Annotated in this window: 7 protein-coding genes; all 7 read right to left on the reverse strand. The window is 66.8% G+C overall.

Annotated features, from left to right (window positions below; genetic code table 11):
• On the reverse strand, positions 1 to 114 hold a 114-nt coding region (locus AC04MI_RS21800), incomplete at its 3' end, for an XdhC family protein (RefSeq protein ID WP_476498681.1).
• A 29-nt stretch (positions 115 to 143) separates the two neighbouring features.
• Positions 144 to 776 (reverse strand): CoxG family protein, encoded by a 633-nt coding sequence (locus AC04MI_RS21805; protein ID WP_476498677.1) that lies wholly within the window; start codon positions 774 to 776, stop codon positions 144 to 146.
• Between the two features lie 94 nt (positions 777 to 870).
• The gene (locus AC04MI_RS21810) at positions 871 to 2,085 is read right to left on the reverse strand and encodes a vWA domain-containing protein (protein ID WP_476498682.1); all 1,215 of its coding nucleotides are present in this window, start codon (positions 2,083 to 2,085) and stop codon (positions 871 to 873) included.
• Positions 2,086 to 2,095: 10 nt separating this feature from the next.
• Entirely contained in the window at positions 2,096 to 3,022 is a 927-nt protein-coding gene (locus AC04MI_RS21815; protein ID WP_476498678.1) for an AAA family ATPase, read from the reverse strand.
• A gap of 109 nt (positions 3,023 to 3,131) precedes the next feature.
• Positions 3,132 to 3,923: an FAD binding domain-containing protein gene (locus AC04MI_RS21820; RefSeq protein ID WP_476498679.1), complete on the reverse strand. Its 792-nt coding sequence runs from the start codon at positions 3,921 to 3,923 to the stop codon at positions 3,132 to 3,134.
• A gap of 11 nt (positions 3,924 to 3,934) precedes the next feature.
• Positions 3,935 to 6,322 (reverse strand): xanthine dehydrogenase family protein molybdopterin-binding subunit, encoded by a 2,388-nt coding sequence (locus tag AC04MI_RS21825; protein ID WP_476498680.1) that lies wholly within the window; start codon positions 6,320 to 6,322, stop codon positions 3,935 to 3,937.
• 46 nt (positions 6,323 to 6,368) lie between these two features.
• Positions 6,369 to 6,839: a (2Fe-2S)-binding protein gene (locus tag AC04MI_RS21830; RefSeq protein ID WP_056748178.1), complete on the reverse strand. Its 471-nt coding sequence runs from the start codon at positions 6,837 to 6,839 to the stop codon at positions 6,369 to 6,371.
• Positions 6,840 to 7,224: the final 385 nt, after the last annotated feature.

The raw sequence follows: 7,224 nt of genomic DNA on the forward strand, positions 1-7,224 counted from the left end.
CACCGGCCGTGGCGACGAGCCCCACGTGCGCACCACCGTGGCCAGCAGCGCACGGCGCCCTGCGGCACGCCAGCCCTGCAGCGTGCGCAGCACGACGACGTCCAAATTTTCCATGACTCACTTCCTTCCGGTACCCATAGCACTCAACCCCGATTGAACCACCAGGCCAGCAGTACGAGGGCCGCCACGCCAACACCCCACATCCACGCAGGGATACCGCCGCCCTGGGTGGCACTCCCCCCTTCCACGGTGCCTGGCTGAGTGACGGCATCGGCACTGGCTACTGCATCTGCCGGGGGGGCTTCAGCACGCGGAAAGCGGCGCTGCATCTCGTCGTCAAACCGTTTGAAGAAGTCTTCGGCCATGCTCTTGGCGGCGCCGTCGATGAGGCGCTGGCCCAGCTGCGCGATCTTGCCGCCCACCGAGGCATGCACGGTGTAATGCAGCTCGCAGCTGGCCTGCCCCGCCGCATCGGGGGGTAACGGCACCAACTTGACCTGGGCATTGCCCTTGCCAAAGCCCGCCACGCCGCCGGAGCCATCGAAGGCGATGTTGTAGCTCTCGGGCGGCACGATGTCGGACAGCGTGATCTTGCCCGCAAACTTGGCCGACACGGGCCCGATCTTGAGCGCCATTGCCACCGAATACTGGTTCTCGGCCGTGGGCTCGACCTTGTCGCAGCCGGGAATGCACAGCTTGAGCACCTCAGGGTCGTTGAGCGCCTCCCAGGCCTGTTGCTGGCTGACGGCAAGGGTTCGGCTGGCTTGCATTTCCATGGTGGGTCCTCTCGGTCTTCAATGGGTGTGGATGTTGTGGGAATTCAATCGGTCCGCTGCATGTCTGGGCTCGATGCGGTACGGGGCCGCGCCCTCATTGCCGCAACACGCTTGCCAGGCTGGCGGCCAGGTCCTTCAGGTGGCTCAGGTTGTGCACGGCCACCATGCCGTGGGCCTGGCGGTGCAGGGCCGACGCACCGCGCGCCGTAGGGGCATACCCCTCGTAGCGCAACAGCGGGTTGAGCCACAGCAAGCGGCCACAGTGGCGACGCAGCCAGGCCAGCTCGCGCTCCAACACCTCGGGGGCGCCCGTGTCCAGCCCATCGCTGATCAGCAGCACCAGCGTGCGGCGCCCCACCAGGCGCCGCGCATGCTGCAGGCGCAACTGGCCCAGGCTGTCGCCCATGCGGGTGCCGCCCGCAAAGTCGGTGATGGCATGGCTGGACGTCTGCAGCATGGCGTCGGTGTCGGCCAGGCGGAAGGCGGGCGTGAGGTCGGTCAAGCCAGTGCCAAACGCAAACACGTCCCGGCGCACGGTGGCACCGGTGTGGCGCGGCGCGGTGGCGGCGTGCAAGAAGGCCAGCAGCAAACGCGCGTAGCGCTCCATCGAGCCCGACACGTCCACCAGCACCAGCAGCGGCAGCGGTTGCTGGCGGCGCTGCAGCAAGGGGATGTGCAGCACCTCGCCCCCACTGCGCGCCGCATGGTGCATGGCGCCGGGCCAGTGCGGGCGGCTGCCGCGTGCGCCCGGCCGGGTGCGGCGGGCCGCGTAGTGAGGCAACGGCAAGGGCACATCGCGCACCAGGCGCTCCACCAGGATGTATTCGCTGGCCGAGAGCTGGTTGAAATCCGCCTGCCGCAGGCGCTGCAGGTCGCTGGCCGTCATGGCGGCATCGAATTCGATCTTGTCTTCTTCGCGCGCGGGCGGTGCGTTGCGCGCGGCACGCACAGGCGCCAGTGCCTCGCTCACGCGCGGGCGGCGTTTGACGGGCTCGGCCTTGGATTCTGCGCTGGGCAGCATCTGCGCTAGCAGCTTTTGTGCGACGTTGGGATTGCGAAAGTAGGCATCGAASAGYTCGCGGAACACCATGCGGTCYTGCTCGCGGCTGACCAGCACGGCCTCCAGCGCAGCACCGAAGTCCTCGCGCTGCAGACCCACCAGCATCACCGCCTGCTGGGCCAGCGCCATGCGGGCCGCATCCACCCGCACGCCAGCGCGGCGCAGCGTGCGGCCAAAGCCGCTCAGGTTGTCGGCCAGCTTGCCGGTGCGGGCATCGCCGAGTTGGGAGAACATCGCGCCCTCGGCCATCGGCCGGTTCTCATGCATCGGCATCGGCGGGCTGCAGCAACTGCACCGCCATGTCGCGGGTAAGCGCAGCCACATCCTCCCGCTGCTTGAACAGGATGCCTGCGGTATCGGACACCACCTCGGGGTCCACCACGATGGTGTCGAGCGCCACCAGCGCCTTGGCCCATTCCACGCTCTCGGCAATGCCCGGCGCGCGCTGGAAGGCGTTGGCAAACGGCTGGCTGCGCAGCCGCCCCACAAACTCTGCCACCTGCACGGCCAGCGCCTCGCTGGCACCGGGCACCTGCGCGCGGACGATGGCCAGCTCGCGCTCGCGCTCGGGGTAGTCAAGCCAGTGGTACAGGCAGCGGCGCTTGACGGCGTCGTKCAGATCGCGCGTGCGGTTGCTGGTGAGCAGCGTGACCGGCGTGGCCGTGGCGCGCACTGTGCCGATCTCGGGGATGCTCACCTGGTACTCGCCCAGGTACTCCAGCAAGAAGGCCTCGAACGGTTCGTCCGCGCGATCCACCTCATCGATCAGCAGCACGGCGCCCGGCGCTGGTGCCTGCAGCGCCTGCAGCAAGGGGCGGCGGATGAGGTAGCGGTCTTGGTAGACCTCGCGCTCCACCTGCGCCATGTCGGCACTGCCCTGCCCTTCCGCTGCCCGCATGTGCAGCAGCTGGGCGGCGTAGTTCCACTCGTACAACGCCTCGCGCTGCTCCAGGCCGTCGTAGCACTGCAGGCGAATGAGGCTGCGCGACAGCACTTCCGAGAGGGCTTTGGCCAGCGCCGTCTTGCCCACGCCAGGCTCGCCCTCCAGCAACAAAGGCCGCTGCAGCTTGAGCGCCAGAAACACCGCCGTGGCCAGGCGACGGTCGGCAAAATAGCCCACGCTTTGCAGGGCCTGCACCAGGGCGTCGATGGAAGCCGGAACCGGCGCGGCGTTCAACGAGTTCATTGCTATCCAATTCATAGCTTCCAGCGCATATTCCTCTAGCGCTTGCAGCCAATTTCACTCAAAAACCCGCCACCGGGTGCCGCACCACGGTGGCGGGATTGCCTTCACGTCATCCCAGCATCTGCTGCACAGCGCGCTGCGTTTGCACGCTGATGAGATTGGCGCGGTAGGCAGCGCTGGCGTGGATGTCGGCGTTCAGATCGTTCGCGTCGATCTTCACGCTGGCAGCCGACTGCGGGGTGAAGCTCTGGTTGAGCGCCGCCTCCAGCCCCGCATGGCGGAACACGCTGCTGGCCGCACCGGTCACCGCAACACGCACGCCGCTGTCGGTCTGCGCCACAAACACCCCCACCAGCGAGAAGCGCGAAGCCGCCTGCTTGAACTTCATGTACGCAGCGCGTTTCGGGATCGGGAAGCGGATGGCGCTGATGATCTCGCCCTCATCCAGCGCCGTGGTGTACATGCCCACAAAGAAATCGTCGGCCTTGATCTCGCGGCGGTTGGTGATGACCGTGGCGCCCAGGCCCAGCACCGCACTGGGGTAGCAGGCGGCAGGGTCGTTGTTGGCCACCGAGCCGCCCAGCGTGCCGCGTGCGCGCACCTGGCGGTCGCCGATGTGGGCAGCAAGGTCGGCCAGTGCCGGGATGGCCGACTTGACCTCGCTGCTGGATGCCACGTCGGCATGGCGCGTCATGGCGCCGATGACCAGCGCGTTGCCCTCGCGGCGGATGCCCGCCAGTTCGGCAATGCTGTTCAGGTCCACGATCTTTTCAGGGTTGGCCAGGCGCAGCCGCATGGACGGCAGCAGGCTTTGCCCGCCCGCGAGCAGTTTGCCGCCCTGGGCGATGAGCTGCGCGGCAGCGGCGGTGGAAGAAGGCGCTTCAAACGTGAATGCGTACATGGTGGATCTCCTTATGCCTTGGCGTGTTGAATCGCTTCCCAGACGCGGTGCGGCGACGCGGGCATGTCGAAGTCCTTCACACCCAGGTGTCGCAGCGCATCCAGCACGGCGTTGATCACCGCCGGTGGCGAGCCAATGGCCCCGGCCTCGCCGCAGCCCTTGGTGCCCAGCGGGTTGTGGGTGCAGGGCGTGCACACATGGCCCAGTTTGAACTCGGGGAAGTCATCGGCGCGTGGCATGGCGTAGTCCATGAARCTGCCGGTGAGCAGCTGGCCSGTYTCGYKGTCGTACACGCAGTTCTCSAGCAGCGCCTGGCCRATGCCCTGCACCAGYCCGCCRTGCACCTGSCCYTCGACGATCATSGGGTTGATGATGGTGCCGAAGTCGTCCACCGCSGTGAACTTGTCCACCCGTGTGTGCCCGGTGGCGGGGTCCACTTCGACCTCGCAGATGTARGTGCCKSCCGGGAAGGTGAAGTTGGTCGGGTCGTAGAASGCGGTTTCGTTCAGGCCCGGCTCCAGCACGTCCAGCGGGTAGTTGTGCGGCACATAGGCTGCCAGCGACACCTGGCCGAACGGGATCTTCTTGTCGGTGCCACGCACCGTGAAYTCGCCRTTCGCAAASTCGATGTCGGCATCGCTCGCYTCCATCAGGTGCGCRGCAATCTTYTTGGCCTTGGYCTCGATCTTGTCSAGYGCCTTCATGATGGCSGCGCCGCCCACSSWGATGGAGCGYGAGCCRTASGTGCCCATGCCGAASGGCACGCGGCCSGTRTCGCCRTGCACSAYGTCCACGTTSTCCACCGGRATGCCCAGGCGCGCSGCCACCACCTGCGCAAARGTGGTYTCRTGCCCCTGRCCGTGGCTGTGCGAGCCGGTGAACACCGTCACGCTGCCGGTGGGGTGCACGCGTACCTCGCCGCATTCGAATAGACCTGCGCGTGCGCCCAGGGCGCCGGCGATGTTGGACGGCGCAATGCCACAGGCCTCGATGTACGACGAATACCCAATGCCCCGCAGCAGCCCCTTGGCCGCGCTGGCGGCCTTGCGCTGCTCGAAGCCCGTCACGTCGGCCAGCTTGTTCGCCCCATCCATGCAGGCCTGGAAGTCGCCGGTGTCGTACTGCAGCGCCACCGGCGTCTGGTACGGGAAGGCCTTGATGAAGTTGCGGCGGCGGATCTCGTCCWGCGGCAGTCCCATCTCCCACGCGCAGCGGGTGACCAAGCGCTCCAGCAGGTAGGTGGCCTCAGGGCGGCCTGCGCCCCGGTAGGCGTCCACCGGTGCGGTGTTGGTGAACCACGAGTCCACCTCCACATACACCTGCGGCGTGCTGTACTGCCCCGCCAGCAGCGTGGCGTACAGGATGGTGGGCACCGCGCTGGCAAAGGTGCTGAGGTAGGCGCCCAGGTTGGCGTGGGTGTGCACACGCAGCGCCAGGAACTTGCCGTCCTTGTCCAACGCCATCTCTGCGTGGCTCACGTGGTCGCGGCCGTGGGCGTCGCTCAAGAACGCCTCGCTGCGGTCGGCCACCCACTTGATGTTGCGGTTGAGCTTTTTGGACGCCCAGGTCAGGCACACGTCTTCGGCGTACAGATAGATCTTGGAGCCAAAGCCGCCACCCACATCGGGCGCAATCACGCGCACCTTGTGCTCGGGCAGGCCCATCACAAAGGCCGTCATCAGCAAGCGCTCGACGTGCGGGTTCTGGTTGCTGACGTACAGCGTGTATTCGTCGCTCGCCCGGTTGTAGCTACCGATGGCCGCACGGGGCTCCATGGCGTTGGGGATCAGGCGGTTGTTGATCAGATCGAGTTTGGTGACATGCGCAGCGTTGGCAAATGCGGCGTCCACGGCGCCCTTGTCGCCGATGGCCCACTTGAAGCAGTGGTTGTCAGGCGCGATGTCGTGCAGCGCCGCACCTGCCACGGCGCCCGATGCGGCGTCGGCCACATTCACCACGGCTGGCAGCACGTCGTAGTCCACCTCTACCAGCTCGGCCGCATCGCGTGCCTGCTGCTGGGTCAGCGCCACCACCATGGCCACGTGGTCSCCCACRTAGCGCACCTTGCCCTGCGCCAGGATGGGGTGTGGCGGCTCCTTCATGGGCTGGCCGTCAGTGCTGGTGATAAGCCAGCCGCAGGGCAGGCCGTTGATGTTGTCGGCGGCCACATCGGCACCGGTGAACACGCCCAGCACGCCGGGCGCGGCCTTGGCAGCGTCAATGTTGATGCTGTTGATCTTGGCGTGGGCGTGCGGTGAGCGCACGAACACCGCATGGCTCTGCGCGGCCAGCACCACGTCGTCGGTGTATTGGCCTGCGCCGGTCAGGAAGCGGTAGTCTTCCTTGCGCTTGAGCGATTCGCCGATGTGCGGCAGCTTGGAAAAGTCGGATGCACCCATGGTCTTGTCTCCTTGGATTATTCTGGCGTGGGGACGGCGGGCGCGCTCAGGCGCCGGCCATGGCCTTCTGGCCGACCTGCACTGCGCGCACGATGTTCTGGTAGCCGGTGCAGCGGCAGATGTTGCCTTCGAGCAGCTCGCGGATCTCGCCTTCGCTGGCGTTCGGGTGGTTCTTGCACAGGTCCACCGCACTCATCACCATGCCCGGCGTGCAGAAGCCGCACTGCAGGCCATGGCACTCCTTGAACGCAGCCTGCATGGGGTGCATGGTGCCGTCAGGGGTGGCCATGCCTTCAATGGTGGTCACCTCGGCCCCCTGGGCCTGCACCGCCAGCATCGCGCAGGATTTGACGGCCCGGCCGTTCACATGCACCGTACACGCCCCGCACTGGCTGGTGTCGCAACCCACGTGGGTGCCAGTGAGCAGCAGGTGCTCTCGCAGCGCATGGACAAGCAGGGTATTGGGGGGGACGTCAACACTGGCAGCGCGCCCGTTGACCGTGAACTGGACTTGCATCTGGCTGTCTCCTGGAGTGGTTTTGGCTGGATAGGAGCGCGCTCACGATCTCGCGGAGGGGATCAGGATCACGCTCATCGCTCGCGCATCTTCTGCCGCGCCCCACGCCCCATCCCTAGGGACAACCCTAGATTTCCGCGGCCCCTGGCTGGATATTCTCAAAATGAAACATGCTGCAATGCACACTAGTCCACTGAATCCGGGAAATCGGGGGTGCGCCAGGGCTGCGGCGGGATGCACGGCAAGGCGCCTGGCGCTGCCAAGGCTGGCTGCCTTGGCAAGTCAGGCAACGCCGCCGGGTACCCGCCGCAGCCCTGGCCCGCAGGGTGAGGGTCTGGCAAGGCCGCACTCGTTGTTGCCGTGCTCGCCGGGTGTACAACACGGC

The organism is Acidovorax sp. LjRoot204, from assembly GCF_056175785.1.

Bases quoted from the DNA above. Each gene is read 5' to 3' on its own strand.
- AC04MI_RS21805 (WP_476498677.1), bottom strand. From the start codon at position 776: ATGGAAATGCAAGCCAGCCGAACCCTTGCCGTCAGCCAGCAACAGGCC.
- AC04MI_RS21820 (WP_476498679.1), bottom strand. From the start codon at position 3,923: ATGTACGCATTCACGTTTGAAGCGCCTTCTTCCACCGCCGCTGCCGCG.
- AC04MI_RS21830 (WP_056748178.1), bottom strand. From the start codon at position 6,839: ATGCAAGTCCAGTTCACGGTCAACGGGCGCGCTGCCAGTGTTGACGTC.